Origin of the sequence: Rossellomorea vietnamensis, from assembly GCF_001305855.1 — a bacterium.
GTDB lineage: Bacteria > Bacillota > Bacilli > Bacillales > Bacillaceae_B > Rossellomorea > Rossellomorea vietnamensis_A.
Genome location: NZ_LIXZ01000041.1, coordinates 1 through 2,446, shown reverse-complemented (window position 1 = coordinate 2,446; position 2,446 = coordinate 1). Strand labels below are relative to the sequence as shown.

14 tRNA genes and 2 rRNA genes are annotated in these 2,446 nt (G+C 47.4%); all 16 read right to left on the bottom strand.

Annotation, left to right across the window (positions count from 1 at the left end):
- Positions 1-170 precede the first annotated feature (170 nt).
- A tRNA-Asp gene (locus AM506_RS21485) sits at positions 171-247 on the bottom strand.
- 147 nt (positions 248-394) lie between these two features.
- A tRNA-Met gene (locus AM506_RS21480) sits at positions 395-468 on the bottom strand.
- Between the two features lie 169 nt (positions 469-637).
- Positions 638-730 (bottom strand) — tRNA-Ser (locus AM506_RS21475).
- A gap of 17 nt (positions 731-747) precedes the next feature.
- Positions 748-824: transfer RNA gene (locus tag AM506_RS21470), tRNA-Ile, on the bottom strand.
- A gap of 4 nt (positions 825-828) precedes the next feature.
- Positions 829-905, bottom strand: a tRNA-Met gene (locus tag AM506_RS21465).
- A 92-nt stretch (positions 906-997) separates the two neighbouring features.
- Positions 998-1,073 (bottom strand) — tRNA-Ala (locus AM506_RS21460).
- A gap of 7 nt (positions 1,074-1,080) precedes the next feature.
- A tRNA-Pro gene (locus AM506_RS21455) sits at positions 1,081-1,157 on the bottom strand.
- A 5-nt stretch (positions 1,158-1,162) separates the two neighbouring features.
- A tRNA-Arg gene (locus AM506_RS21450) sits at positions 1,163-1,239 on the bottom strand.
- A gap of 63 nt (positions 1,240-1,302) precedes the next feature.
- A tRNA-Leu gene (locus AM506_RS21445) sits at positions 1,303-1,391 on the bottom strand.
- 7 nt (positions 1,392-1,398) lie between these two features.
- Positions 1,399-1,473: transfer RNA gene (locus AM506_RS21440), tRNA-Gly, on the bottom strand.
- 8 nt (positions 1,474-1,481) lie between these two features.
- Positions 1,482-1,566, bottom strand: a tRNA-Leu gene (locus AM506_RS21435).
- Positions 1,567-1,631: 65 nt separating this feature from the next.
- A tRNA-Lys gene (locus AM506_RS21430) sits at positions 1,632-1,707 on the bottom strand.
- Positions 1,708-1,726: 19 nt separating this feature from the next.
- Positions 1,727-1,802: transfer RNA gene (locus tag AM506_RS21425), tRNA-Thr, on the bottom strand.
- 59 nt (positions 1,803-1,861) lie between these two features.
- Positions 1,862-1,937 (bottom strand) — tRNA-Val (locus AM506_RS21420).
- Positions 1,938-1,947: 10 nt separating this feature from the next.
- A 5S ribosomal RNA gene (rrf, locus tag AM506_RS21415) occupies positions 1,948-2,064 on the bottom strand.
- A gap of 168 nt (positions 2,065-2,232) precedes the next feature.
- Positions 2,233-2,446 (bottom strand): 23S ribosomal RNA (locus AM506_RS21410); the annotation flags it as partial.

The window sequence follows — 2,446 nt, the reverse complement described above, 5'->3', positions numbered from 1 at the left end:
CTGAGCCAAATAGTTTTCGGCTTCCGCTAAGCTTCGAATCTCTTCGTCAGCTCACTCAGTCACATCCTCACGTATGTAAAATACGCTCCGGTGTTCCTTCGATCGCTTCCTCGACCTTCTCGCTTATCGAAACCCTTTTCCTTTTCAAGAAACAATATTCTAATTAAAAATGGCGGTCCGGACGGGACTCGAACCCGCGACCTCCTGCGTGACAGGCAGGCATTCTAACCAACTGAACTACCGGACCAAAAATTTTTGCGTTAGCAAAATATTTTACCATGCATTGCGTAAGCAAAATAACTTTCATTACCTTCGCGACAGCGAAAATAACTATCCATGCGTGACTCATGAAAGATTAACAATAACCTATCATAAAAATCAGTCAAAAATGGTATTGCGGGGACAGGATTTGAACCTGCGACCTTCGGGTTATGAGCCCGACGAGCTACCGAACTGCTCCACCCCGCGACGATAATATATTATTAAGTTTCCACTATCCCATTGTGCATCACGTAGATCCACCCCGACTTCAGTAAGCTCATTCAAGCTGCTGCTCAGTCGGTGCGCTGATGTGTAAACTCCGAAGATTATTCGGCCGTACTCCACCCCGCGACGATAATAATGGATTAAAATAAAATGGAGGAGGAAGGGGGATTCGAACCCCCGCGGGCTGTTACACCCCTGTCGGTTTTCAAGACCGATCCCTTCAGCCGGACTTGGGTATTCCTCCGTGATAAAAATGGTACTTGGTGGACCTTGTAGGACTCGAACCTACGACCGGACGGTTATGAGCCGTCTGCTCTAACCAACTGAGCTAAAGGTCCCTATTGGTAGCGGCGGAGGGGATCGAACCCCCGACCTCACGGGTATGAACCGTACGCTCTAGCCAGCTGAGCTACACCGCCAAGAAACATAAAACATAGTATTAAGTTTCACTTTCGTAAAACATATGCTCCGCAAAAATCAATAAAGATTATTTTGCTGGCGCAAAAAATCTTGGTGGAGCCTAGCGGGATCGAACCGCTGACCTCCTGCGTGCAAAGCAGGCGCTCTCCCAGCTGAGCTAAGGCCCCAAAGAAGTGGTCGGGAAGACAGGATTCGAACCTGCGACCCCTTGGTCCCAAACCAAGTGCTCTACCAAGCTGAGCTACTTCCCGATATATGGCGCGCCCGAGAGGAGTCGAACCCCTAACCTTTTGATCCGTAGTCAAACGCTCTATCCAATTGAGCTACGGGCGCTAAATGAAATCTATTTTTTAATAAGTAACGTAAGGAAAGATATTTTGCTTACGCAAAAATCTTTGGTGCCGAGGACCGGAATCGAACCGGTACGGTAGTCACCTACCGCAGGATTTTAAGTCCTGTGCGTCTGCCAGTTCCGCCACCCCGGCAAGTCTCTGGAGCGGAAGACGGGATTCGAACCCGCGACCCCCACCTTGGCAAGGTGGTGTTCTACCACTGAACTACTTCCGCAAAAGAAATGGTGCGGGTGAAGGGACTTGAACCCCCACGCCTTGCGGCGCCAGATCCTAAGTCTGGTGCGTCTGCCAATTCCGCCACACCCGCATATATTTTTGTTTTTCACATTGGAGAAAAACAATGGTAAGATATTTTGCCGAGGCAAAAATCTTTGGTGAGCCATGAAGGATTCGAACCTTCGACCCTCTGATTAAAAGTCAGATGCTCTACCAACTGAGCTAATGGCTCATCTCATAAAAAAACCAAATGGTGCCGGCAAGAGGACTTGAACCCCCAACCTACTGATTACAAGTCAGTTGCTCTACCAGTTGAGCTACACCGGCGTGTATTTTGCTTAATAAAATCAATTCATGGAAAGATATTTTGCTGACGCAAAAATCTTTGGTGGAGGATGACGGGATCGAACCGCCGACCCTCTGCTTGTAAGGCAGATGCTCTCCCAGCTGAGCTAATCCTCCATGATATATAGCCTGGCGACGTCCTACTCTCACAGGGGGAGATCCCCCAACTACCATCGGCGCTGAAGAGCTTAACTTCCGTGTTCGGCATGGGAACGGGTGTGACCTCTTCGCCATTGTCACCAGACTATGTCTTGTCTCTTTTCAAAGACAAGTATTATTATATCGTGTAGATACAATTTTTCAAGGCTTTTTTATATTTCGTATAAAAATTATTCCCTGAAAACTAGATAAAGAATTGATGTCAAGAAAGCCGAATAYCGACCAATTGTTGTTCATATAAATATGACTCTTTGTGGTTAAGTCCTCGATCGATTAGTATCAGTCAACTCCACATGTCGCCATGCTTCCATCTCTGACCTATCTACCTAGTCATCTTCTAGGGATCTTACTCACTTACGTGATGGGAAATCTCATCTCGAGGGGGGCTTCATGCTTAGATGCTTTCAGCACTTATCCCTTCCGCACATAGCTACCCAGCGATGCCTTTGGCAAGACAACTGGTACAC